The organism is Wandonia haliotis, from assembly GCF_039523435.1.
Lineage (GTDB): Bacteria > Bacteroidota > Bacteroidia > Flavobacteriales_D > Crocinitomicaceae > Wandonia > Wandonia haliotis.
Genome location: NZ_BAAAFH010000011.1, coordinates 473,578 through 498,876, shown reverse-complemented (window position 1 = coordinate 498,876; position 25,299 = coordinate 473,578). Strand labels below are relative to the sequence as shown.

The 25,299-nt window shown below is 39.1% G+C and carries 23 protein-coding genes; 9 read left to right on the top strand and 14 right to left on the bottom strand.

What is annotated here, in order from left to right; genetic code table 11:
* The first annotated feature begins 11 nt into the window (after nt 1-11).
* Together ABDZ97_RS10475 and ABDZ97_RS10470 are read left to right on the top strand one after the other, a co-directional pair.
* Complete coding sequence (locus ABDZ97_RS10475; RefSeq protein ID WP_343787333.1) at nt 12-914, top strand: histone deacetylase family protein; 903 nt, start codon at nt 12-14, stop codon at nt 912-914.
* 75 nt (nt 915-989) lie between these two features.
* The gene (locus ABDZ97_RS10470; RefSeq protein ID WP_343787331.1) at nt 990-1,589 is read left to right on the top strand and encodes a hypothetical protein; all 600 of its coding nucleotides are present in this window, start codon (nt 990-992) and stop codon (nt 1,587-1,589) included.
* A 59-nt stretch (nt 1,590-1,648) separates the two neighbouring features.
* Here the strand turns inward: ABDZ97_RS10470 and ABDZ97_RS10465 are convergent, their stop codons facing one another.
* From ABDZ97_RS10465 to ABDZ97_RS10450, 4 genes are all read right to left on the bottom strand, one after another.
* Entirely contained in the window at nt 1,649-3,721 is a 2,073-nt protein-coding gene (locus ABDZ97_RS10465; protein ID WP_343787329.1) for a recombinase, read from the bottom strand.
* Between the two features lie 112 nt (nt 3,722-3,833).
* Nucleotides 3,834-4,712, bottom strand: a complete 879-nt coding sequence (gene sucD, locus ABDZ97_RS10460) for a succinate--CoA ligase subunit alpha (RefSeq protein WP_343787327.1) — start codon at nt 4,710-4,712, stop codon at nt 3,834-3,836.
* Between the two features lie 389 nt (nt 4,713-5,101).
* Complete coding sequence (locus ABDZ97_RS10455; RefSeq protein ID WP_343787325.1) at nt 5,102-6,202, bottom strand: hypothetical protein; 1,101 nt, start codon at nt 6,200-6,202, stop codon at nt 5,102-5,104.
* A gap of 70 nt (nt 6,203-6,272) precedes the next feature.
* Nucleotides 6,273-6,620, bottom strand: coding sequence for a 4Fe-4S dicluster domain-containing protein (locus ABDZ97_RS10450; protein ID WP_343787323.1), 348 nt, complete (start codon nt 6,618-6,620; stop codon nt 6,273-6,275).
* 73 nt (nt 6,621-6,693) lie between these two features.
* Here ABDZ97_RS10450 and ABDZ97_RS10445 point away from each other — a divergent pair, with 73 nt between their 5' ends.
* Complete coding sequence (locus ABDZ97_RS10445) at nt 6,694-7,740, top strand: acyl-CoA reductase (RefSeq protein ID WP_343787321.1); 1,047 nt, start codon at nt 6,694-6,696, stop codon at nt 7,738-7,740.
* 5 nt (nt 7,741-7,745) lie between these two features.
* Here the strand turns inward: ABDZ97_RS10445 and ABDZ97_RS10440 are convergent, their stop codons facing one another.
* The 4 genes from ABDZ97_RS10440 to ABDZ97_RS10425 are packed head-to-tail and all read right to left on the bottom strand — an operon-like array spanning nt 7,746 to nt 12,310.
* Nucleotides 7,746-8,744, bottom strand: a complete 999-nt coding sequence (locus ABDZ97_RS10440) for a geranylgeranylglycerol-phosphate geranylgeranyltransferase (protein ID WP_343787319.1) — start codon at nt 8,742-8,744, stop codon at nt 7,746-7,748.
* Nucleotides 8,744-10,765 carry an OmpA family protein gene (locus tag ABDZ97_RS10435; RefSeq protein WP_343787317.1) on the bottom strand — a complete coding sequence of 674 codons (2,022 nt, stop codon included), beginning with the start codon at nt 10,763-10,765 and terminating at the stop codon, nt 8,744-8,746. The genes ABDZ97_RS10440 and ABDZ97_RS10435 overlap by 1 nt, the downstream gene beginning before the upstream one ends.
* 4 nt (nt 10,766-10,769) lie before the next feature.
* Nucleotides 10,770-11,399, bottom strand: a complete 630-nt coding sequence (locus tag ABDZ97_RS10430) for a 7-carboxy-7-deazaguanine synthase QueE (RefSeq protein WP_343787315.1) — start codon at nt 11,397-11,399, stop codon at nt 10,770-10,772.
* Nucleotides 11,400-11,455: 56 nt separating this feature from the next.
* Nucleotides 11,456-12,310: a ChaN family lipoprotein gene (locus tag ABDZ97_RS10425; protein WP_343787313.1), complete on the bottom strand. Its 855-nt coding sequence runs from the start codon at nt 12,308-12,310 to the stop codon at nt 11,456-11,458.
* 52 nt (nt 12,311-12,362) lie between these two features.
* Between ABDZ97_RS10425 and ABDZ97_RS10420 the strand changes: the two genes are divergently transcribed.
* The 4 genes from ABDZ97_RS10420 to ABDZ97_RS10405 are packed head-to-tail and all read left to right on the top strand — an operon-like array spanning nt 12,363 to nt 16,364.
* On the top strand, nt 12,363-13,508 hold the full coding sequence (locus tag ABDZ97_RS10420) for a glycosyltransferase (RefSeq protein WP_343787311.1): 1,146 nt from the start codon (nt 12,363-12,365) through the stop codon (nt 13,506-13,508).
* Complete coding sequence (locus ABDZ97_RS10415; protein ID WP_343787309.1) at nt 13,501-14,271, top strand: hypothetical protein; 771 nt, start codon at nt 13,501-13,503, stop codon at nt 14,269-14,271. Before ABDZ97_RS10420 ends, ABDZ97_RS10415 begins: the two co-directional genes overlap by 8 nt.
* Nucleotides 14,272-14,294: 23 nt before the next feature.
* Nucleotides 14,295-15,206: a tRNA (adenosine(37)-N6)-dimethylallyltransferase MiaA gene (miaA, locus tag ABDZ97_RS10410; RefSeq protein WP_343787307.1), complete on the top strand. Its 912-nt coding sequence runs from the start codon at nt 14,295-14,297 to the stop codon at nt 15,204-15,206.
* Between the two features lie 30 nt (nt 15,207-15,236).
* Nucleotides 15,237-16,364 carry an extracellular catalytic domain type 1 short-chain-length polyhydroxyalkanoate depolymerase gene (locus ABDZ97_RS10405; protein ID WP_343787304.1) on the top strand — a complete coding sequence of 376 codons (1,128 nt, stop codon included), beginning with the start codon at nt 15,237-15,239 and terminating at the stop codon, nt 16,362-16,364.
* Nucleotides 16,365-16,447: 83 nt separating this feature from the next.
* Here ABDZ97_RS10405 and ABDZ97_RS10400 read toward each other — a convergent pair whose 3' ends face one another.
* From ABDZ97_RS10400 to ABDZ97_RS10380, 5 genes are all read right to left on the bottom strand, one after another.
* Complete coding sequence (locus ABDZ97_RS10400; protein ID WP_343787302.1) at nt 16,448-18,892, bottom strand: alpha-ketoacid dehydrogenase subunit alpha/beta; 2,445 nt, start codon at nt 18,890-18,892, stop codon at nt 16,448-16,450.
* A gap of 108 nt (nt 18,893-19,000) precedes the next feature.
* Nucleotides 19,001-19,168 carry a hypothetical protein gene (locus ABDZ97_RS10395; protein WP_343787300.1) on the bottom strand — a complete coding sequence of 56 codons (168 nt, stop codon included), beginning with the start codon at nt 19,166-19,168 and terminating at the stop codon, nt 19,001-19,003.
* Complete coding sequence (locus ABDZ97_RS10390; protein WP_343787298.1) at nt 19,143-19,457, bottom strand: YbjQ family protein; 315 nt, start codon at nt 19,455-19,457, stop codon at nt 19,143-19,145. The genes ABDZ97_RS10395 and ABDZ97_RS10390 overlap by 26 nt, the downstream gene beginning before the upstream one ends.
* Nucleotides 19,458-19,626: 169 nt before the next feature.
* On the bottom strand, nt 19,627-20,295 hold the full coding sequence (locus ABDZ97_RS10385; RefSeq protein WP_343787296.1) for a DUF2461 domain-containing protein: 669 nt from the start codon (nt 20,293-20,295) through the stop codon (nt 19,627-19,629).
* A 55-nt stretch (nt 20,296-20,350) separates the two neighbouring features.
* On the bottom strand, nt 20,351-21,121 hold the full coding sequence (locus tag ABDZ97_RS10380; protein ID WP_343787294.1) for an META domain-containing protein: 771 nt from the start codon (nt 21,119-21,121) through the stop codon (nt 20,351-20,353).
* 131 nt (nt 21,122-21,252) lie between these two features.
* On the opposite strand from ABDZ97_RS10380, the gene ABDZ97_RS10375 reads away from it, so the two are divergent.
* Nucleotides 21,253-22,599 (top strand): dicarboxylate/amino acid:cation symporter, encoded by a 1,347-nt coding sequence (locus ABDZ97_RS10375; protein ID WP_343787292.1) that lies wholly within the window; start codon nt 21,253-21,255, stop codon nt 22,597-22,599.
* Nucleotides 22,600-22,637: 38 nt separating this feature from the next.
* Nucleotides 22,638-24,239, top strand: a complete 1,602-nt coding sequence (locus tag ABDZ97_RS10370) for a hypothetical protein (RefSeq protein ID WP_343787290.1) — start codon at nt 22,638-22,640, stop codon at nt 24,237-24,239.
* A gap of 6 nt (nt 24,240-24,245) precedes the next feature.
* On the opposite strand, the gene menC is transcribed toward ABDZ97_RS10370, so the two are convergent.
* Nucleotides 24,246-25,295 (bottom strand): o-succinylbenzoate synthase, encoded by a 1,050-nt coding sequence (menC, locus tag ABDZ97_RS10365; protein ID WP_343787288.1) that lies wholly within the window; start codon nt 25,293-25,295, stop codon nt 24,246-24,248.
* Nucleotides 25,296-25,299 lie beyond the last annotated feature (4 nt).

Sequence of the window (25,299 nt, the reverse complement as noted above, 5' to 3'; positions counted from 1 at the left end):
ATCTTTGTTCCGTGTTTAAAATAGCTTTTCACCCGATTTATGTACACCCATTACCTGAGGGACATCGTTTTCCTATGGAAAAATACGACTTGTTACCACGTCAGTTACAACACGAGGGAACAGCAGATCCGGATGATTTTTTTGCTCCGAACCTAATAGATCTTAAATGGTTAGAAGGGATTCATTCCGATGAATACGTTAAAAAGTTGCAGCAATTAAAACTTTCCCGTTCAGAAGAACGACAAACCGGGTTTCCGGTAACGAAAGAATTGGTAGAGCGGGAATTTCGAATTGTGGAGGGAACACGTTTATGTACCGAATATGCGTTGAGAGATGGTGTTGCGTTTAACAGTGCCGGAGGAACGCATCATGCTTTTCGGGATAGAGGAGAAGGATTCTGTTTATTGAATGATCAGGCAGTAGCTGCTAATTATTTATTGCGAACAGGAAAAGCAAATTCTATTTTAATTGTTGATCTGGATGTTCATCAGGGAAATGGTACAGCGGCAATTTTTGAACAAGAAGCTAATGTGTTTACATTCAGTGTGCACGGAGAACATAACTATCCGTTGCGGAAAGAAAAATCAAGCAGAGATGTAGGGTTACCGGACGGTATTTCTACAGCGGACTATCTGGAAACTGTTGAGTTTCATTTGAACGATATTCTAAATGACTTTCACCCCGATTTTGTCTTTTATCAGTGTGGGGTAGATATTATTGAAACGGATAAACTGGGACGACTTAATGTCTCCATATCCGGTTGCAGGCGTAGGGACGAACTTGTTCTTTCACGATTTAAAGACCTCTCTATTCCAGTTGTTTGTACGATGGGAGGAGGGTATAGTAAAGAAATAAGACATATCGTAGAGGCACACGCCAACACCTATCGAGTAGCAAAATCACTTTATTTTTAGTTTATACTGAACTGACAAAAGTCATTTGAAATTTCGGAGTGTACTTTTATTTTCACAGCATAAAAACGAAAGAAAATGGATGAAAATACGCATGTAATTGAGCAGATATCGGCTGGTTTTCGAAAAGTTGCAAAAGAATTGGAGGAGTTTCAGGTTCAATTGGCACTGGGAAAGATGGCCGCAAAAGATAAGTATGAAGAGGTAAAGAAAGATTTTAATTCATACGTTAATGACTTTAAGCAGAAATATGAAGGGTCAAAAGAGTTGTGGAATGAATACAAAGCTCAGTTAGAAGACCTTCAGGTGCAATTAGCCCTGGGAAAAGCTGAAACTGTAGAAGCATTTCGTGAACAGAAACACAAGATCATTACTAAGGTACGTGAAATAGAAAACCAGATCAAAAGTCACCCGCTGTATGTTAATTGGTACCCGGAATTATTGGCTGCTTTGGAGAAAGTTAAAATTGAACTGGAGATTCTTGACGATTATTACGATGAAGCAAAGACAAAAGCTTCAGTAGAGTTTGATAAGCGTAAGAAACAGTTGGAAGAGACAATAGAAGATATCCGGGATAAATTCAGAAAGAATACGGAGAATGATTCCCGGTGGGATGTTTTTCAGGAGGAGATAGCATTAGCTTATTCACATTTAAAGAAGGCTATTTTTCAAAAATAACTCCGGAAATGTTTATCGAATAATAGAAGCGAAGGGATGTTTAAAATTCTCTTCGCTTTTTATTTTACTGATTCTTCCGGTTTTTTCTTGTTTTCTACCGGGAAGAAGAAACTGGTCGGGTGCTTTTTAAAATGTTGCCAGTTGGATGAAAAAACAAATCGTATTTCAGAAAAAGGAATGTTTCTGGACCGGAAAGCCAGGAGCAGTGAAAGAATAAAACTTACCAGGAAGTTTATGAGACCAATGATTCCTATTCCAAGGATGCCAAGTAACAGCATCCACAGCGTAATTTCAAAATCATTTCCATATAGTCCCAATGCCAGATTTCCACTTGCAAACGTGATGTGCCTGATGTCCAGATCCAGCCCTATAAAAGCACCGATAGAAGCCGTGGACCCCATGAATACCCCGAACCAGAGATTAGACATAATTCCTGCCCATTTTTTCTCATAGAATTGTGCTATTTGTTCGGTTTTTCTTCTTCCCAGACTTAATTTAAGGATAGGATGCTCTTTGATCCGGTAAGGAACCTGAAGGTAGCGGTCTCTGTTGGCAATACTCCCAGAGATAATGCCCGATAGAAACAGGAAAACTCCGGCAATAGCTGCATGAAATATGGCAGGAGAATGAAGAGGGCTAAGGTCAGTAATCAGTTTATCCGCTTTTGAAGTAGCTATATTATAATCAAAAGCCAGGTCAATTAAAAATACCCCTGCTAAAGCGACAGGAAATGCTATTATTACGTTACCGACGAAGGCTATAAACTGAGACCTGAATAATCGGGCAAAAAGCCGGGCAAAATCATCATATTTTGTTTTTGATTTGGCTCCTTTGTCCAGTCCCTTTTTTAATTCATTGATAAAAGCAGCAGCAGTCATTGCAGGTTGTTTGGTCGCCAGTGTAAAACCTAACAAATAAATGGCAATAAATCCGAACGCGTAGTTTGCACTGTATAGGAAAGCGTGTCCGAAATCACTGACATGGACTTTGGCTAACAGCACTTTTATAATACACATAATCCCGACTATTAAACCACCTCCCATAGAGGCTTTGAGCATTTCCATGTACTCTTTCCGGTCAGATGTGATATAATGTTCTCCTGTTTTTGCAGTATGCTGAGTTATTTCATACGAAACGAGTTGTGTACTTTCATTGATTAACTGTCGGACATTATTCTTCCGGCAATTGATATCTATCAGGAGTTTTGCCAGACGTACGGTATTTCCCTTCATGTCATTTTGTCCTTCAATGGTAAGAATGTCGAGAAGAACTTTTAGTCGGGTTAACTGCTGACGAATCCGAAGTAAATGTTGATTTACTTTCATAGATATACCGTACTTGGCACTGTTCTGAAATGCTTTGTCAATAAACTGTTCACATTGTTTATGAAGAACAAGAAATTGTTTCAGAGCCATTGTTTCCGGGGTCAGCTGAAAATCCGGAGAAGAAAAAATAACTTTACGAAGTTCGGTAAGTTCATTTTCAAGAGCAACAAAGGAACTTTCGTGTGAATCATACTCAGGAACCATACGAAGAACTTCCGTTTCCATTACCCGTCCGTTAATTCGCCAGATAAGTAACTCAATTGATTCAAACAATTGGTCGAATGCTGAGTTCTCGGATATTCTGCTAAAGATGGTTTTGAACCCAAGCAGGTCAAAAAGATAATTCAGTTCTTCTTCGGGAATTGAATCAATCCACAAGGGATCATTTGAAGAAAAGAAAACCTGATTAAGAATAAACTCAAGTGTATCGGATTTCGGTTGGTAGGGGAGAAGCTTGGCAATAATACGTCTTTTTACTTCCCGAAGAAAATGTGTGTCTTCAAGTATTTCCGCATCTGTAAGAATGGGTTTGAAATTCCGGTTGTTAAACAAATTGGATAAAAAAGAACCTAATTCTCTTGCGTATACAGGATTTCGTTCCAATATATCAAGGAAATGCCGAATAGAATGTTGAGTTGTTTTCTGATCCGGACGGATAGCGTGAACAAGTGTTGTTAATACCCGCACCTGATCTTTACAGTGTATCCATCCTCTGTTTTCATCAAAATAAGAAGAAAGGTACTGCTCAACAGGTTGTTTAGCCTTATACCTTTTAAAGATGTCACTGTTAAACCAGGGAAAACGCATAGTCTTTTATTAAGTAGCGTAAATATAGAAGTAATCTGTATGAAACGAAATGGGGCAAACAAAAAAATCCTGCCGGTAAAAGCAGGATTTTTATTTTTTTAACTCTTATTATTTAAGCATGTACACCTAGTACTTCTGCCATTTTAGCTCCAATCTGAGCAGGTGAGTCTACTACGTGGATACCACATTCCTTCATGATACGTTTTTTTGCTTCTGCTGTATCATTTTCACCACCTACAATTGCACCTGCGTGTCCCATTGTACGTCCTTTTGGTGCTGTTTCTCCAGCGATAAACCCAACAACAGGTTTTGTTCCGTTTTCTTTAACCCATTCAGCAGCCAAAGCTTCCAGATTACCACCAATCTCACCGATCATGATAATTCCTTCTGTTTCCGGATCAGCCATAAGCATCTGAACAGCTTCTTTAGTTGTTGTACCGATGATCGGGTCTCCTCCGATACCAATTGCAGTAGTGATTCCCATTCCTGCTTTTACAACCTGATCAGCTGCTTCGTATGTAAGGGTTCCTGACTTGGAAACAATTCCGATTTTACCTTTCTTGAATACAAAACCAGGCATGATACCAACTTTTGCTTCACCCGGAGTAATAACTCCAGGACAGTTTGGTCCGATAAGCGTAACGTCATAGTCACGAAGGTATTCTTTTGCATTCACCATATCAGCTACAGGAATTCCTTCTGTGATACAAACTACCACTTTAATTCCGGCATTAGCAGCTTCCATAATGGCGTCGGCAGCAAATGCAGGTGGAACAAAGATGATAGAAACATTAGCTCCGGTTTCTTTAACCGCATCCGAAACTGTATTAAAAACAGGCTTATCCAGGTGAGTAGTTCCTCCTTTTCCGGGTGTTACACCACCAACAACGTTGGTTCCATATTCAATCATTTGTCCGGCGTGGAATGTTCCTTCACTACCTGTAAAACCTTGTACAATTACTTTCGAATCTTTATTTACCAGTACGCTCATCTTATGCGAATTTTATTAGCTATTTTTTCAATGCCACCAAAAATAGTTCTTTGATTGAGAATAGCCAAGAATAACAGACAAAATTTATCAACCGATAATGAAAAAATAACAGAGCAAATCTACCCGAAGAAACTCAAAAGTAAAAAGCTCCTCTCCGGGCGGAAAAGAGCTTTTCATTGTTGCTTTAAGAATCCTCCTGTGAAGTAGGAGATACTTTAGAATTGTACATTGTATAACGCAAAATTAGAATTTAATTACACCCTATTTTCATTATTAACATCCTTTAACAAAGAATTAACTGTTAGCCCCTGCTGTGCTAGAGTTGTTGCATTTTTAAAGCCAAAAAATGTTAATAAAAAGGAATGATTTTACTACAACCAAAAAAGGAATTACTGACCTCTTTGAAGAATAGAACCAGGTGCGTTCTTTTTTCTTTTTGGTTGCTTGTAATCCGGTTGTGGTGTTCCCGGTTGCTGATTCGTAATTTTAACTTTCTTACGAGAATCTTTAGCGTTATTCTGACCATCGGGAAGCACAGCAGTATGTTTACCATTGCTAACAGGCGCTTCCTCATCAGTAGGACTGATCCAGGTAGTTTTCATTTCGCGTTTTTCGGCACCACCTTTTTGACTGTTTAAAGTGTAAATCGTCATTTTCTTGCCACGATTTTCTTCGTTGGTTGAAATAATGTCCGCACGATACATCCAGTAGTCATTTACATACTCATAAGCATCGTAACTCATATCCGGTACGTAGTACGAATAAAAACCTTTTAGTGCAGGTGATTCAGGAGAAAGATGGTCATAGACGATCATATTTCTTTGTTGATCGTATCGCATTGTCATAACTGCCTGTTCTTTATGTTCAAAGAATAAACGTTTATGTGTACCTTCTTCGTTCTTAAAAAGATTGTAACCCAATTTGGGACGACTACCCGCGAAGTAAAGCACATCCATTAACTTAATGTTTGAACTGGCTGTATTACCATCCCATCCCAGAAGGGTGTAATACATTTTACCTCTTCTTTTTTTTGGTATAATGGCGTAATATAATGCACCGTACCAGTTTTCTGCCGTAAGTGTTTCATCGGGACGGGCAGGAAGCATAATCGAGTTGTCAGTTAGCTCTGTGACTTCAACCTGCTTTTTACGAGGGTTATCATACAGAACGTAACAGAAGTATTCGTGTGTAAAATCTTTGTTCTCTATATTCCAGTTAAAAAGCCGAACCGCATTGTCGGGAGATTTGATCGTTCCCATCGATGTAAGTCTTGAAAAAGGATAGTTCATTACTCCCTCAAGTTGGAATGTTTTTTCCAACTCTTTTTTCAATTCTGTATTGCGGGCCTGAAGATCCTGAGGTGTTTTTGCAGCACGTAATGCATCTAACTTTACTGAAAGGCGGTATTCCGCTTCAGAAAGAGGTGTGCTTTCCTGACTGTATAAAAAGCCGGTAAAAGCTACAAACATATATGTGATCCACAATCTCATTTACTGCTATAACGTAAGCGCTTTGTTTTTGTTACAATTCATCAAATATAAAGAAATATAATGAGAGTGCCTACAGGTGCATAAAGTCTTTCTTAGCCAGTAGCTCATCTTCGGACTCTCTGTACTCAGGATCATCTACACAACAGTCTACCGGACAAACCGCTGCACATTGTGGCTCGTCATGAAAACCAACACATTCGGTACATTTGTCAGTAACAATATAATAGACATCCATATCTTTGGGCTCAAACTTTTGTTCTGAATCAACGTCGGTTCCGTCAAGTGTGGTAATAATTCCTTTTAATGAGGTTCCGTCAGCATAGTTCCATTCGGCACCTCCTTCATATATTGCGTTATTTGGACATTCCGGCTCACATGCACCACAGTTGATGCATTCGTCTGTTATCATTATTGCCATTTGTTCTCTTCTTATTAAGGTTCTTTACTTAGTTTTGCAAATATAAGAAATGGAAAAGATTCAATAGGTTCTTATGGAAAGAAATGAATTGATAAACTTGTTTGAAAAACTCGGAAAAGTATTCGGGGATGTAGCTGAGGATTTGCCTTTTTCGCAGAACGGATCAGGAGTTTCTGCATCAGGATATGGAGATTTTGTCAGTGTTGTTCAAACTGTAAAAAGAAATAACGCCTGGTTTACACCTGAAAATGTTAGAAAATCTCTTGGTGGAATTGCAAGTTGGTTAACTAATGAACAGCTAACGAATTGGGTGTCTGATTACCCTTTTACTACTCAGCCAAAGCGAGTAGGATTGGTTATGGCCGGAAACATACCGTTGGTTGGTTTTCATGATTTCCTGAGTGTACTGATAATGGGACATCAGGCAGTTTGTAAATTCTCTTCTGGAGATAATGTTCTGTGGCCTGCTGTTCTCAAATTGATGCAAGAGATAGATGCACGGGTTTTGGAACATATTACGGTTACAGCCGGGAAATTTGAGAATATAGATGCTATAATTGCTACAGGAAGTGATAATTCGGCACGGTATTTTGAACATTATTTTGGGAAATACCCGAATATTATCCGGAAAAACAGGACGTCTGTAGCGGTATTGACGGGACAAGAATCGGATGAGGAGTTGAAGCTCTTGTCTGATGATATTTTCTCTTACTTTGGTTTGGGATGTAGAAATGTATCTAAACTTTTGATTCATGAAGATTTTAATCTGGATCGATTCTTTACGGGTATTTTTCACGTTGGTGAGCAACTCATGCAACACCACAAGTACATGAATAATTTTGACTATAACCGGGCTGTTTACCTGTTGAACAAGGAAGATGTGTTGGAAAACGGGTTTGCGCTACTCCGATTTACGGAAGATTTACATTCTCCTTTATCTGTTCTCAATTGTCAAAGGTATAAGGACATGGAAGAAGTTGAGACATTTATTGCTGAAAAGGCAGAGGAAATTCAAGTCGTAATCGGACATGATTTTACTGCTTTCGGGCAATCTCAGCAGCCAGGACTGACTGATTATGCAGACAATATAAATACACTGGATTTTCTAAAAGAAATCTGACGGTTTTATAAAAAGAGAAGATAGACAGGGGTGAAGAGTCCGCTGAGCATTGAGATCTTTAACAAACCATTTGCTATTTTATACTTTTTATCGTCTTTTTGAAAAATAATCTGAAGTAAGGCAAGTAATTGCAGTAGAATGGCCAGTACGATAGGTGCCAGTACAATAAGGAATTCAATAGGTTGTAACCAGCCTGAGAAAATCATAAATCCGGTAAAGAGCAGAAGGGGAATACTTAGCAAAGCAACAATTACCCGATCTGTTTTTCGTTTTCCCATTACAATAGGTATCGTTTGTGCCCGAATGGCTTTGTCTCCTTCAATATCTTCTACATCTTTTATTACTTCACGGGCCAAATTCGTGAAAAAAGCAAAAATACCCATTGAAAAACCGAAATTGAGGATCAATTGACCGATTTGATTCGTTTCGGGATTAAAGGCAAAGTAATCCTGACCGATTCGATACAATGAATTTAACCACGAGTTATTGTCCCCGGCTTCAAGATTATAGACATTAAGAAAATAAATAGAAGCAAGAATAGGAACAAGTCCTGTTAATCCCGCAATAATAATGTTTCCTATGGCAAATCGACGTTTGAAGTACATAGAATAGAACCACAGCAGGTTAATAGATAACAAGTGAATAAACAGGTAGACAAAACTCTCATGTTTTGAACTGAGATAAATGGCTATTCCGAATGCTGCGAGATTAAAAATCCAGTGCGTTACTATTGCCCATCTTCTTTTTAAATGACGGGTAATAATCAGACGCTCCGGTCGGTTAATCCGGTCTGTTTTTACATCAAAGTAATCATTGATGATATTACCTGCTCCGGCTATGAGAACAGTTGAGAACACCAACAAAAAGAAATCCATTGGTTCTCCGTGTAGTACAAATTTCCCGTCTTTTTCGAGTAAAAAACCGATAAAGAACCACCGCATCGCATACATAGTAAGTATGATGATGACAAGGTTTACCGGTCGTAATAGTCGAATAAAGTGCATTAGTTTGCCGTTATAGTGTATTCTGTTCTTCTGTTTAACTGGTGTGCAGCTTCTTTTTCCTTTTCCGTCTGCATGTTCGCAATTTCAGAATCACTGATTACAGGTTTCGTTTCCCCATACCCCTTATACGTCATCCGATCCGGAGCGATTCCTTTTGTTACGACATAATCATATACTGCTTTTGCCCGTGCTTCCGAAAGCTTACGGTTTTCATCGGCGTCACCTCTTGTATCTGTATGTCCGCTGATCTCAATCTGTACATTTTTATGTTGATTCAGATAGTCTACTAGCTTGTTAAGCTCTACCTGCGATTCCGGACGTAGGGTACTCTTATTAAGGTCAAAGAATACATTGTCCAATCGTACAGTAGCTCCTGCAATAATTGGCTGAAGGGGGACACTCATGTGATAGGGTTCGTTATTTTCAGGAATGGTTAAGGTGAAATTCTTTGAAAAGAAATTGTACCCCGGATAATTGACATTGAGTGCGTAATCTCTGTTGGTAGGAAGTGTTACTAAGAATTCTCCGGTAATTTTATCCGCATCAGATTCAACCACTGTTTTTCCTGTTTTGAGGTCAATCAACTGAAAGTGTCCACCAAGTGGTTTCCTGCTTTGTGCATCGAAAACGATTCCATCCATATAAATAGTTCTTGTAGGACGAACACTTTCGGGTAATTCAAAATAGTAAAGGTCCAAATCACCATGACCACCTTCACGATTGGAAGCAAAGAAGGCTATTTCACCATCCGGAGCTACAAGAAGCGAATTTTCATCATACCGGGTATTAATCGGGTACCCTAAATTCTGAGGCATACTCCAGTTTCCATTGTCGTCCATTCGTGTTACAAAAAGATCCAGTCCTCCGAATCCGGGATGTCCGTCAGAAGAGAAATAGAGTGTTCTTCCGTCCGGATGGATATGAACAGATTCCTCACGCATAGGTGTATTGATGATATCAGGAAGTCGTTCTGCTTCTGACCAGCTTCCGTCTTCCTGTAAGAAAGCTCTGTAGATATCCTGATGCTTTCTACGATCTCTGTCATAAGAACCGCGGATAAAGTACATTGTTTTTCCATCGGAAGAAAGAGATGGTTGGGTTTCCCAATGCGCCGTATTCACTCCTCCAGGTAGATTTCTGGGATTGTTCCATTGAGAACCTATTTTTTTTGTAATGAATAGATCACAACTTCCTTTCCCCGTTCTTCCTTCGCCATAATTTCTACCTGTTACATCAGGACAGGCAACAAAAACAAGAGTTCTTCCGTCGGGAGCAAAAGTAGGGGCTCCTTCATTTCGTTCTGTATTAATGTTTTTCGGCATAGAGCTTGCCATATTCCAGCGACCTTCATCATCCAAATGGGAAACAAAAAAGTCTTCCTGCGCCCCCAGTTCTGTTCCCGGAGCGGGCAGTCTACGGGTAAAAAGAAGTGTTTTCCCGTCTACTGTGATGGTAGGGAAGTATTCCGGGTGTTCTGTATTAATTGCAGGTCCCAGATTGATGGGGGTAAATTTAGCGGGATTACGCATGGCTTCAGCCGCCAATTCTCCACTTCGGATAATTTTCTGAGCCTGATAGTTATACTGTTGATTTCTATTTCCGTATTCCAGATAACGTTTTGCATTTTTTGTAGCCTCTTCGTATTTTCCATACTCATGCTGAAGTCGGGCGAGCATAATGTATGAACTTCCGGAAGGGTCATATCCCGGATTGATAGCTATGGATCGTTCCAGGTGATAAATTGCTTTGTCCGGATAACCGGAACCCAGAAAATATTCTGAGATTAATTGATGTGCTTCAATAAAATTCGGATCTTTTTTGATCGCCTTTTCGAGTAATTCAATTGCCGGTCCATAGTCTACAGTACCTGTGCGCATATCGTAATGATCATTAGGGGACTGAAGCGCCTCTTCAAACCACGAGATTGCTTTTTTATTAGAGGTGGAGTACGTCATTTGTGCTGTGGTTCCACAGCTGAACAGTAGGATGGCAATGGCCAGAATTATCGGTAATCTATGCATAGTATCAGGGTATATTCATGTATTTATGGGTTTGCAGAGAAACTCTCCATTGAGGGTGTTCCTTTACAAATTCAATAATCAGGGGCAAAAATCGTTCCTCTTTCGACCATTCCGGTTGAAGAAATAGCTTGCAATTACTTTTTACCAGTTTCTCAGCGTGTTTCTGTGCCCAGTCAAAATCAGAGGGGTGGTTGATAACAACTTTTAACTCATCAGCTCTTTCATAGGCTTCTTCTACAGGAGATTTAAATTTCTTAGGAGAGAAGCAATACCAGTCTACGTTTCCTGAAAAAGCATAAGCACCTGATGTTTCAATCGCAACTTCCAGTTGGTGAGTATGTAATTCATCCACTAGTGTTGACAGGTCGTACATCCCCGGTTCTCCACCTGTGATTACAACAAAGTCTGTTTTGCTTTTTAAAGCGTTTTCCACAATTTCAGAAACAGGAGTATACGGATGTTTTTCTGCGTCCCAACTTTCTTTTACATCACACCAAACACAACCGACATCGCATCCACCCAGACGAATGAAATAGGCAGCACGTCCACTGTGATACCCTTCTCCCTGGATTGTATAAAATTCTTCCATAAGAGGAAGTTCAGTTGTTTGAGAATGTGAAGTTGTCTCTTTCATTAAATCAAAGTTACAAAAGAATATCGTTGAATAATACAGCGTAATGCATGCAAAAGTTAATGGGTCTTTGCATAGTCTTCTGTAAAACAGAAAATGATGTCAGCTAATTCTTTATTCTCATCCTCTAGTTTATCAATCTGATCCTGAGATACCATTGTGATTACAAGTGTCTGGTCAGCAGAAACTTCATCTTTCAGGAAAGATAGAATTCCTTCTGATTTGTTGGAATGAAAGGAACCGTTCAGATGTAAGAAAGCTCCGTTTTCAGGCATGTTCTGCTTAATGAAATGCGCCATGGTAGCGTCTTTCACTGCCTGAGCCTCCATCATGTTCTGACCTTTATGTCCTCCCATTGACATATTCATGAGTTGCTTGTTGCTCTCCAGTGTTGTGTCGATAGCAATTGGAAGGGGTGCAAAATAAGATTTGGTCTCTGAGGGAAACTTTTTAAGGTGATCAATCCCATTATAAAAAACACTATTTGCATATCTGCGGGGAATATTTGTAGCAATCAAGCGTGCATTATTTTCCCGGACAAATTCGACAACAGGTTTGTAGTCCGTTTTGTAATTTTTCCACAACCTGCATTCGTCTTCAAAGTTTTTTGTGCTGATGAGTCCTCCGAAATATTCATCAATAATAAATTGGTTGTCAGCTTCAAACATTTCCATTCCAACAACTAATTTGTTACCATGTTTTTCATGGAGATATTTGGTTACTTGCAATTGGAGCCAGTGAATATCAGCGCAATCATGAAATTCTCCGAAAAAAATAAGTTGTTTTTTGTCCAGAGACTTATAGAACTTATCAATTGAAATTTCTTTTCCTTGTTTATTGAAAATCTTAAAGTTAGATTGAGCATTCGCTTGTACCAGTATAAAAAGCAGTGAAAATATAAAAAGATGTCTCATTTTAGTTTTTATTTTAAAACCGTAAATTTACAATCCAAATCGGTAATAGCAAGTGGAAAATAAGCAACATATTTTACTGTTGAGCTCATGGTATCCGACACGAATTGATGAGACTTCCGGGAACTTTATAAAAAGGTTTGCACAGTTTTTGTCCGGAAAATTTAAAATCTCTGTCATTTTTGTCAAAGCGGATAGTTCGATAGAAAAGGTTGAATTTCATGAAATGCGCGAAGGTGATTTTCATGAGATTATTGCGTATTACCCGAAGCCGAAAGGAATTTTCAGCAGGACCCGACAATTGGCCAGGTACAAAAAAGTGCTGGACACGGCTTTACAAAAACTGGATTCAAAACCAGATCTGATTCATGCGCACGTTGCTTACCCGAAAGGAAAGGAATTTGAGTATGTTTCCTCTAAATTAGGGGTGGACTTTATTCTTCAGGAACATTCATCTGATTTTTCCGAGCACGAAGACTGGTCAAAAATAAAGCGTCAGTTGGTTATTCAAACGCTTCGAAAGGCACGCCTGGTTTTACCGGTATCTCATTTGCTGGAAGAAGAAATCCTTAAAGTAGAACCACATTTGGCGCGTGTCGTTCTTCCTCTTCCTGTCAATACCGAATTGTTTTTTCCTGAGAAATCAATTTCTTCGCAACGTCCCTATACCTTTTTGCACGTTTCAGGACTGGACGAAAAGTACAAGAATGTGAGGGGAATCGTGGAAGCATTTCACCGGGTTTATCAACATCACCCTGACACACGGCTTACTATCGTAACAGATGGAGATCCATCTGCATTGTTTCAGTTTTTGGAAGAAAACAACTGGCGGGAAGGTATTGATGTTAAAAGAAATCTTACGTATGAAGAAGTCGCGATTGAATACAGAAATAGTGACTGCTTTGTTCTTTTTTCCCGTTTTGAAACGTTTAGTTGTGTTTTGGTAGAAGCTATGGCTTCAGGAATACAAATTATTACAACAGAGGTGGGGGTGGTTCCTTCAATTGATGAGAAATTACTGACTGTGGTTCCTAACGGGGATATTCATGCTCTGGCGACTTCGATGGAAGAGTTATGTATGGGAAAAAGGAATGTTGAATCTGTGGAATTAGTAACTGCTGCTCAACCATTCTCTAATGAATACATCCTTGAACGATTGAGCATGATTTATAACGAAGTACTCCTGAAGAATAATGATTGACTTCAGAGAGCTTAGCGAAGTTTACCGTCTGACAGCTACGGACTTTGGGACACTTGTAACTATCGAAAATAGGCTGATTATTCACTTTGTAAATATGCCTTTGACCAAAAAGGAAAATGATCTTTTAGTCCGGTTTCTACACAATTTAAGAAAAGAATATACTATTCCCGTTATTCAGTTAACCTGGAAGCAGTGGGAAGATCAACATGATTTTGTGGTGAATATTTTGCGTGCAAAATTGGGACAGGTGGAGCGTATTCATGGGAGAAAAGTAATCGTTAGGGAGCTGGATATAGAAACAGCAACCGACTTTGTGAATGTAAATCATCTTCAGGGGGCGACCTTATTTGATTCCGCACTGGGGTTATTCGGAAATGAACGACTTTTGGCGGTAGCTTTGTTCGGAAAGCCCAGACAAATGGTACGGGATTTTGATGAATCCTATGTTTCAGGTGAATTGATCCGGTTTTGTTCTGCTCGAGGTATACGCGTTTACGGAGGATTGGATAAATTACTGAAAGCCTCTGCCAGACATTTTAATCTGCGTGACATCATGACCTATTCGGATTATAATATTTCAGATGGAATGGTATACCAAAAGTTAGGGTTCGAGAAACGAGGAGAGTTATTGCCAATGGCATTTGAAGCGAGTAGAGGGGGTTGGAAGCGAACCCGAAAACCTGATGAGAATAAAACCTATTACTGGAATTCTGGGAGTGAGAAGTATGTGTTACCAATTTCTGTTTCCGGTTTTCAGAAGTGATTTAGGTTGCCTACTTTTGTTGTGTGCAAACTACGTATGATTCGATATTTGTAATTGGACCGACAGCCTCCGGGAAAACTGCTTTGGCAGTTCGGATAGCTGACGCACTGGAAGGAGAGATTATCAGTGCTGATTCCAGACAGGTTTACCGAAAGATGGATCTTGGTACCGGAAAAGATTTACACGAGTTTACTTATAACAATACTACAATTCCTTATCATCTTATTGATATTTGTGATGCGGGAGATAACTACAATATTGAGCGTTTTTATCTGGATGCAGGTGCTGCAATCGCTTCTGTGAAAAGTAGAAATAAACTCCCTGTTATTTGTGGAGGAAGCGGTTTATACATTGAAACACTTCTTAAAGGAAATGAGTTTGCTTCTATTCCTAAAAATAAAATGCTGAGAGAGCAATTAGTAACTAAAGAAAAAGAAGAGTTATTTCGTCTTTTTGAATCGATTCCTGTGGATTTGCGCTCTCGTTTGGATAACCTGTCGGTTAAAAAGACAATCCGGGCAATAGAGATAGCAGAGTACATTGCTGAATATGGTATGCCTGAACGAAGAAATTTAGGCTTGAAACCATTGATTTTAGCCACGGAAGTCGACAGAGAAACACGTAGAAATCGTATTTCAAAGCGTTTACGGGCAAGATTTCAGGAAGGAATGATAGAAGAAGTAGAAGGACTTCTTCGGGATGGAGTGACTCCTGAACAATTGAAATTTTATGGGTTGGAGTATTTTTGGATAACCCAATATGTAACTGGAGAAATCGACTATACGACAATGGAGAATTCTTTGGAAACTGCAATCCACCAATTTGCAAAACGACAAATGACCTGGTTTCGCCGTATGGAAAAACAAGGGTATACATTACAATGGGTCCCCTCGGATATTCCCATCGATTCAGTGATGCAATTGCTTGGCAACTGAAATAATTGTAATTTTCGAAAAAAATTGACAATGAAACTATTTACTACGATTGGGAGTTTTTTCTGTGCTTTGGTTGCTTTTTCCCAGACAACCATTGATCATACATTACAACATGGAGGTTTGACACGCGAGTACAGATTGTATATTCCTGCTTCTTATGATGGAACAGAAAGTGTTCCGTTGCTTTTTAATCTTCATGGTTATACATCTAATAATGTACAACAGGAAGTTTACGCTGATTTTCGCCCGATAGCAGATACAGCAAATTTTATCATAGTTCATCCTAATGGAACATTGGATTTAGGAGGGAATCGTTACTGGAATGCTTTTAACATCCCCGGAGGAGTGGATGATGTTGGTTTTTTGTCCACTTTAATTGACGAAATAAGTCAGTCGTATACCATTGATATGAATCGTGTTTACAGCACAGGAATGAGCAACGGAGGTTTTATGAGTTATGAACTGGCTTGTGCGTTAGGGTATCGAATTACAGCTGTAGCATCGGTTACGGGAGCTATGCCTAAGAACAGACCTTCAACCTGTAACCCTCCCCATCCCGTTCCCGCTATGCAAATTCACGGTACTGCGGACCCAACTGTCCCATACAATGGAAATGCACAACAGGAGTCTATTGAAGATGTCGTTGACTACTGGGTAGGGCAGACAGGTTGTAATCCTGTACCTGTAGTAACACAGGTACCCGATGTAAATACTACGGATGGTTGTACAGCCGAACAGTATGTCTACTCCGGAGGGATAGGCGGTGCAACAGTTGAGTTCTTTAAAATACAGGGAGGCGGACATACATGGCCCGGAGCACCGATTGATATTGGTGTTACGAATCATGATTTTGATGCGAGTGTAGAAATATGGCGATTCTTTAGCAAGTATAAAACTACTGATCTTGTAAGTTTTGAAGAGCAGGAGGAAGCAGTTGAGTTCACTTTATATCCTAATCCTACAGAGGGAAACTATACTTTGGGAGGAGCTGTGGAAACTATTCGGTCTGTTCGGGTTTTGGATACATCAGGAAAGGTTATCGAGACTTATGAAGGGAATGCAATTCCGGCTGAGTTGGAGATAAAGCAGAGCGGGATGTATTTTGTTCAGATTGAAACAGTAGTGGATACTATAATCCGAAAGTTAATTGTTCGTTAACAGTATTGATTGTGTTACAATAGAAAAAAGCGGTGCAAATTTATTATTTGCACCGCTTTTTATATCATCGTATTTTTTTATACTTAGTAGATAGAAGGAAACTGAGAAGGATTTGCTTCATGCATAATTGCATAGGCAGCTTCCACTATATCTTCTACACTTGGTTTCGAGAAATAATCTCCGTCCGAACCATAAGCAGGTCTGTGATCTTTAGAAGATAAAGTAACTGGCTCCGAATCAAGGTGATAATACCCTTTTTGTTTTACAAGTACCTGATCTAATATATAAGCCGTAGCACCGCTGGAAACATCTTCATCAACAATCATCAAACGATTTGTTTTTGAAAGTGATTCTGAGATCATGTGGTGTGTGTCGAATGGAATCAATGTTTGTACATCAATCAGTTCTGCGTTGATACCCAGTTCACGAAGCTGTTGAGCTGCTACAGTACAGAGATTAAATGTAGAACCGTAAGAAACAATTGTCAGATCTGTTCCCGTTTCGGTAATTTCACATTTACCAAGTTCCTCACAGAATTCTCCCAGGTTATCCGGCATTGGTTCTTTAGACCGGTAGCCATTAAGTGGTTCGATAACCAGTGCAGGTTCATCAGATTTCAATAATGTATTGTAGAAACCAGCTGCTTTGGTCATATTTCGTGGGACACACACATGCATTCCCCGGATACTATTAATTATCATCCCCATAGGAGATCCTGAGTGCCAGATACCTTCAAGGCGGTGTCCGCGGGTTCTGACAATAACCGGTGCTTTTTGCCCACCTTTTGTACGGTATTGAACAGTCGAAAGATCATCAGACATAATCTGAATAGCATATAACAAGTAGTCAAGATACTGGATCTCTGTAATAGGACGAAGTCCACGCATCGCCATACCGATACCTTGTCCAAGAATTGTTAACTCTCTGATTCCAGTGTCTGAGACCCGCAGTTCGCCGAAAGCTTCCTGCATACCTTCCATACTCTGGTTAACACCTCCGATTTTACCTGTATCTTCACCAAACGTTAATACCTCTGGATATTTCTCAAAAAGCTTTCTAAAATTCTCACGAAGTATTATTCTTCCATCCTCCATTTCCGGAGTATCTGCATACACTGGATCTATCGGTTCAACGTTTACTACCGCTCTATCTGATTCAGAGTACAGGTATGAGCTATATCTGTCGAAGTTAACTTGTTTTTGCTGCTCAAGCCAATTGATAAGTGCAGTTCTTGCGGCTGAATTCTCTCCACGGGCATATCGAAGTGCTTTTCGGGCTGCTCCCAATATATCGCGACGAATCGGGTCCATTTCTTTTTTCAGGTCCTCTGCTAGTTTAGCTATAAAAACCGTATTAGAAGAGGCATTAGCCAAGTCGCTGATCAATTGCAGCGCATTGGACAAGTCGTCTTTCAAAGAAGCTGTAAATGCCGACCATGCCTGATTCTTCTCATCACGAACCTGCTTTTTAGCATCTTTTTCAATTTGTTCAAGCTCTTCAGCTATTGCCAATTTATTACCATCAGCTTCGAAGGAAAGAATCCATTCTTTGAATTTAGCAATACAGTCGAAATCTTTTTCCCACTGCATGCGCTGTTCGTCTTTATAACGCTCATGAGATCCCGAAGTTGAGTGTCCCTGAGGTTGATTAACTTCTTCAACATGAATGAGAACAGGAACGTGTTCCTCACGAGCAATAGCTACTGCTTTTTCGTATGTTTCGCAAAGGTGAGCATAGTCCCATCCTTTGGTTTTGAAAATTTCATATCCGTTTTTGGAATCGGTTCGTTGGAAACCGGATAAAGCTTCAGAAATACTTTCCTTGGTTGTCTGGTGTTTTTTAGGAACAGATATTCCGTACCCGTCATCCCATACAGACATTACCATAGGAACCTGTAAAACACCTGCTGCATTCATCGTTTCCCAGAATGGACCTTCTGAAGTACTGGCATCTCCGATAGTACCAAAAGCAACTTCATTCCCTCCATTGGTAAACTTCTTGAATTCTTCAAGATTTTTTAATTCCGGATGGTTACGATAAATTTTTGAAGCCTGAGCAAGTCCTAATAAACGTGGCATCTGACCTGCAGTAGGAGAGATGTCTGCTGAACTGTTCTTTTGTCCCATCAGGTTTTTCCAGTTCCCGGTTTCATCTAAACTACGCGTAGCAAAGTGACCACCCATTTGTCGACCTGCAGATTGAGGTTCCAATTCAACATCCGTATGGGCGTAAAGTCCGGCAAAGTATTCACGAACAGTAAGATTTCCTGTAGCCAGCATAAATGTCTGGTCACGATAATATCCGCTTCTGAAATCACCGTTCCGGAATTGTTTTGCCATAGCGATCTGTGCAATTTCTTTTCCGTCTCCGAAAATTCCGAACTTAGCTTTCCCTGTCAGTACTTCACGTCGACCAAGTAGAGAAGCTTCTCTCGAAATACAAGCGATTTTATAATCATTCAGAACTTCTTCTCTGAAGGTATTAAATGCTACTTTATCCTGAGTTGCTGTTATCGATTCTTTTGCCATATACGTCTTTGATTTGCGGGGCTAAAGATAATAAAAAAACGCCTTGATTTTTCTATCAGGGCGTTTGCTTCGTGTTTTTCAACCATTTATTTTAACAGCTGTATTCATTTAGTTATCTCTTTTTTCAAATGTTTCCTTCTTCTTATCTTTGATACGTTTGAAAATCAAGTAGATTATTGCAACTATAATTGCAATAACTCCGAAAAAATAGACGGTTCCTGTTAAGGCTATTGCTCCAAAAGCAAACAAATCACCCAAGCTTAACAGCTGTACCATACGCCAAAATTTCTGCAGCTCCCTGTGTAATCACAGAGGTAGCAAAACGAACATTTACAATAGCATCAGCTCCCATTTTTTCGGCGTCTTGTTTCATCCGTTCCAATGCTTCTTCCCGGGAGTCCGCCTGTAGTTTCGTATATTCATTTATCTCTCCTCCCACAAGGTTTTTTAATCCGGCGAAGATGTCTCGTCCCACATTACGGGCGCGAACTGTACTCCCTCTCGCGATTCCTATTGCTTCAGAAATTTGCTTTCCGGGAATATTCTCAGTAGTTACGATAATCATAATTTAATCTATTTTACGGGAAATTAATTCATTATTTGTCTCTTTCAAAACCAAACGATTACTTTTTCAGTCATTTGATTGCTAAAGGTATTTCATTACCAATTTATTTTTGACCTTCTCAACTATAAAAAATGTTAATCTTTCCTTAACTATCAGATAAAACGGTTCTTTATTTATACAGACTCTCACCATTTAAATCAGTTGTCAATACCGAACTCATGAAATCGAAAAAAGGTCGCATTGCTGAGAAAGTTGCCAAAACTTCGGACTTAAAGTCATTAGATAATACTTCTTCATTTGTAAACTTTCGCATAACCAAATATTGTTTTTTCCGAATCAAGTCAATATCTGGATGTATTTTATCAAAACCTTTAGGAGCTGTTTTTAACTCATCCCCTGATAATTCTCCAAACATCTTTTTGAAGTTCTTATCTGAAATAATTTCTCGTAATTCGGAAGCGTCAAGCTCAATTTCTTTACGAATTCGATGTAAATCATCTTTGTTTGGTGCCCAAAATCCGCCTCCTACAAAACTATTATCGGGCTCTATATGCAAGTAATAACCGCCACGAAGCATTGGCTTGGTGCGCGAAAAACTTACTCCGAAATTAGTTTTATAAGGAGATTTATCCTTGGAAAAACGAATGTCGCGATAAATTCTAAAAACATTCATCTTTTCAATACTATCTGTCTTGACTAATTCTGTATTGATTTCTGTAAAAAAAGAGGTGGCATTTTTTAAAATAGCGTCATATTGCTTTTTGTTTTCAGCAAACCAATCTCTGTTATTGTTCTCTTTTAACTGACTTAAAAATTCAAATGTATCTTTTGTAATCATGTTTTGATAGTTAATGATCATTCGACCAGAAAGAAACAGATTCAACAATAATAATTTAATCTATTTTACGGAAAATTAGTTCATTATTCGTATCCTTCAAAATCAAACGATTATTTTTTATCTGGTACGTAAATTGTTTATCCCCGAAAAGTGTCATTAATTTGGTTTCTCCGGGTGTTTCACTGCATTTGAAGTCAGGAGCAATTAGTAATGAAGCAAAAAAAGTATTTTCTTGCATATTTATACCACCATTTATTCTTCTGCAACCAAATTTTCCGAATAAACGATTCCCTTCCAGATGAATTTCCAGAACGGGAAGATCTATTTTTTCAAGCTTTTTAGCAGCAGTAGCTCCGTTTATAGATTCAATAACCCAAATATCTTCCAAACCGGAACCGTTATGATAAAACCCACATCCTTCTTCTTTAAAAACAACTGTTCCATTTTTGTCGGAGACTTCAATTCTTGCTAAGCGTTCATGTTCTTTGCAGCCTTCGGAAGAAAGGCGAACTTCCAATGTATATCCGCGATCATCAGCAACAGTATAGACTTCCTGAGTAAGCCCTTTTTCAAAAGTGGTAGTGGGAAGTTTTTCAACAATTCTGCCGAAACTACCGGACGGGTTATTGAGCAACAAGGTGTATCCGAATGAAAATTCGAGGTACCATTCATTATCCGGACCGTAAACGGAGAAATAATTGAAATTACCAGCAGGGTGGAGTAAATTCTGCGATGCTGATGGGGTAGAGCTATCCTTTTCATTATTACGGGAAGTTCCACATGAAAGAACAATCAATGATAGTGTGAACAATAGTATGTATTTCATAATTTTCAGAATTGTTTTTTAAATTCGGTACCAAAACTATGCCAGAAAGCCTGTGAATATACGAAAATTAAGAGATCGGGTAGAATAAAAGTGTACTTGAAACCGTATTGAATCAATGAAACAATAATGTAATGGAAAGAAAATCAATTGGGGATAAATCATTGAAAGGTCTTGATTTTTACCTTACAACGCTTGTTGAGGCAAAACTTTGGGTAAAGGTCTTGATAGGACTGGCACTGGGTGCTTTAACCGGATGGTTGATTAGTCCGTCTTTAGGGGTAGTTCCCGAAAAAATTAGTATTCCGCTGGCAAACTGGTTAGTATTACCCGGAACCTTATTTTTAAAGTTGGTACAGATGATTATGATTCCCCTGATTTTGGCCAGTATTGTGACGGGAATCATTAATGCGGGAGGCGAGCAACTGAAGAAGATGGGGGCTAGGTTGGGCATTTACTTTATCGCTACAACACTTGTTTCAGTTGTTTTAGGAACTGTGCTGGTGTTGTTGATCCGCCCGGGACAATTTATGAATGAAACGACAGCCGATAAGGGGATTGAACTTCCGACAACTGAAATTTCGACGGAACAGGTTTCTGGTTCTGTATTTAGCCGGATTCCGGACGCTATAGCCCAATTACTACCTGAAAATCCGCTAGCTAGTATGGTAAATGGAGAAATGTTGCCAATTGTATTGTTTTCTATACTTGTAGGGATCTCATTAATTGCCTTGACCGAGCAACAAAGAAACCCGGTAGTTATCTTACTAAGTTCTGTGCAGGAAGTTTGTATGACTATTGTTAAATGGGCAATGCGACTGGTTCCTTACGCTGTATTCGGATTAATAGCCCAATTGGTTATGAGTGTTGGAATGAGTAGTTTGAGTGGTATAGGAATGTATGTAATAACTGTTCTTATCGGTCTGTTGATTCTTTTAGTAATGTATATGATGATTGTAGCTTTTATTGGTAGAAGAAACCCGATTACTTTCCTGAAAGAAATACGGGATGTTCAGTTGTTAGCTTTTTCAACAACAAGTTCGGCTGCTGTTATGCCACTTTCCATTAAAACCGCGCAGAATAAATTAGGGATTAGCAAAAGCATAAGTAATTTTTTAATTCCTGTAGGAGCAACAATAAATATGGACGGAACGGCATTGTATCAGTGTATTTCTACAGTTTTTATTGCCCAGGTTTATAATTTGGAATTGAGTCTAGCGTCCCTTCTTGTTATCATTTTGACGATTGTTGCCGCATCCATAGGAACTCCTTCTATTCCAGGAGGAGGAGTTGTTATTTTGGCATCTGTTCTTCAGGGAGCAGGAATACCCGCTGAAGGAATTATTTTGATAATAGGGGTGGACAGAATATTAGGAATGTTTAGAACAGCGGTTAATGTAACCGGTGACTTGACGGCATGCATCGTTTTTGAGAAATGGCAGGGACCCGAAAACAGTAGTATTCGTGATCAAAGTGATTAATTTTAGTATTTTTGCAGCCAAATTAAATCAACTAGTTTATGAATAAATTCTTTTTCAGTGGATTACTATTTTTACTGGTGTCCATTACTCAGTCTTTTGGTCAAAAAATGACCGATGCTATTCAATTTGCATATGAAGATTTGATCTGGGATGTGCCGGGAGATCCGATTCTTCAAAAAGCATTTGAAATTCCGGACGGATATCTTGTTTTTCGTAAACATGCTATTCGGGGACCGGGCGGGTATAATTATTTTATCGAAAAACTGGATAATAATTTAAAGCGTACTGATTTTATTGATATCTCCGCAGATATTGACGAGCGTAATTACTTTGTTGAAGAAATTGTAAAATTTGCAGACAAATATTTTATTGTAACGTCAAAACAGTTACGCGATATTTCGACAGAAGAGTACTACATTCAGGAAGTCGACTGGGAAGCAGGAAAAGTTGGTAAAAGAGAACTTGTATTTAAGTATAAGTATGAAGGAAGACGTTCCAACATGAGTATGTTTGTTCGTACTTCTCCTAATGATAATTTTATGCTTTTCACGTTCTCATATAGTGCAAAATTACAGACTTTTACACGTCGACAATTGGAAGCGGATACAAGAACATTTATAGTCTTTGACTCCGAAATGGAAGAAGTAGAACGTGAGGAATCGGTCGAAATGAAGGTAGATGATTATTCATTCAGTATTGACCAGACGATTATTAGTGACGAGGGTGTTATTTATTTGTTAGGAGACCGAGTAATTGAAGAGCGCGATGACGAAAGATTTACCAGTATTCTGAAGTTTAACAGAGGAGATCTGATTGCCAATAGAATTAATTTTTCTGAAGGTGTTTTGACTGATTTATCTCTGAAATTGAACAAAGAAGGAAATCTTTACGGAGGTGGTTATTACTATGAAGATGAAGGAAGAGGTTCAGGATATGGTGTTGTCGTGATGGCTGTTGATCCTGATACAGGTGAACCTTTATCTATTTCAACACAGTTGATTGATAAAGAAATGCTAATTGAAGGATTGTCGGACAAAGAAAAAGCACGTATCGAGAGAAGAGAGTCCTTTGGAAAAGAAACCAAGCAAGTACATGATTTGGATGTACGACAGATTGTAACTCATAAAGACGGAAGTGTATCTCTGATTGGAGAGAACTGGGACATAGTCGTAACAACAACTGTGGATGCGAATGGAAACAGAAGTACTACTGTTACGTATGTTTACAAAGAACTTTTTGTGACGAGAATCAGCCCGGAAGGTGAGATTATTTCTACGGTAAAAATGCCGAAAAAGTATTCCGGGAAGGCGGATCTTCAAAAATCGTTCCATGCCATGGATATGGATAATGATTTGGGCATCATATTCTATGATAATAGACAGAATTTGATTGAGATAGGACCAAAGGGAGTTCTTCCTTACACAAGAAAATCGAAAAAGACAGCGTTGTCATTGGTACGTGTATCTCCTGACGGAAAGCAAACACGTGAGGGAATTATTGACTATGCAATGAAGCCATACAGCTCATATCGTCACTATCGATTTAACATTGATATGGAAGTTATAGATGAGGACAAAATGCTTTTTGTTACTTATTATGGTAAGAAGAAGTTTGGATATGCTTTGGCTACACCGAAATAAATTGGATTATTGGGTAAGTAACGAATAATCGAACTTACCGCACTTATCGAACATCAGCTCGTCTCTTTTAATGTAAAGTGGTGAGCTGATGTTTTTTGTATACAAAGCTCCTGTTCCAAGGCCTTGCGGCAGTGGGTTAGCAAAGGTAGCTGTATATTGCGCAATTGCATTTAATCCGATATTGGATTCCAAAGCACTGGTTGCCCACCATGGGATATTGGATTTTTCAGCGATTTCAACCCATTCTTTCATCCCTGTAAACCCACCGGTAAGAGATGGTTTTATGATGATATATTGGGGTTGTATTGTGTCTAGTAACCACTGTTTTTGTTCAGGAGAGTTAACTCCGATTAGTTCTTCATCCAAAGCGATAGGGCAAGGAGTTTCGGAGCAGAGTTGTTTCATTTGAATAGTATTCCCCGATTTGATTGGTTGTTCAATAGAGTGAATTTGTAAATCATGCAGCTGATCCAAAACATTTAGAGCTTCTTCAAACTGGAAGGCTCCGTTAGCATCAACTCTGATCTCCAATTGATCAGCGGGGAAATTACTTCGGAGTTGTCGCAGAATTGAAAATTCTGTTTGCCATTCGATAGCTCCTATTTTCATTTTGATACATCGAAAACCGGCATCCAGTTTTTCTCGAATTTGCTGAATCATAAACTCCGGTTGCCCCATCCAAATCAGTCCATTGATTGGTATTCCTTTTCCTTTTTCTGTGAAATCACTTGGAAATAGAGAAAGAGCACTTCCAGTATGTAGATGTCTCTCAGCGGTTTCTATTCCGAAACGGATAGAAGGGAAGTCAGAAAGTTGTGATGGGTCTAGTGATCGAGATTTCCACTGGTTACAAAAATCAGTAATTCGTACTTCATAATCAGTATCATTTTTATAATCTGGGGATAACCCTTCAATAATGGAGCATTCTCCCCAGGCTTCTTTTCCCTCTTCAAAAAAACGAAGGAACCATGATTTTTTACTCGTCATCACGCCTCGCGAAGTTCCCCCGGGACGCTTAAATGGGAATTGAAAAGGAATAACCTGATAACTTCTCATGGTA